We start from the raw sequence: 231 nt of genomic DNA on the forward strand, positions 1-231 counted from the left end.
CGTTGCGCCTACCTCTTGTTCGGCTTGGTTGTCGATTCCCAAATCGATTCCCTTGCGCTCGCGGGTCAACAGAACAGCTCCCGCGGAGATCAACGCGACGATCAGCAAGTAGGCGGAGACGCTCATCGTTGTGCCTGTCGCCTGGACAAGGGCCGTGGCAATGGTCGGCGCGAAAGCTCCGCCGATGATGGAGCCCAGGGCGTAGGAGATAGCTACTCCCGAGAAACGGAT

At 60.2% G+C, this 231-nt stretch carries 1 pseudogene; it reads right to left on the reverse strand.

The features are described from left to right. Positions 1 to 231: pseudogene (locus tag SB772_RS46055) on the reverse strand (hypothetical protein); the annotation flags it as partial.

Origin of the sequence: Paraburkholderia sp. SIMBA_030 (assembly GCF_046535245.1) — a bacterium.
Lineage (GTDB): Bacteria > Pseudomonadota > Gammaproteobacteria > Burkholderiales > Burkholderiaceae > Paraburkholderia.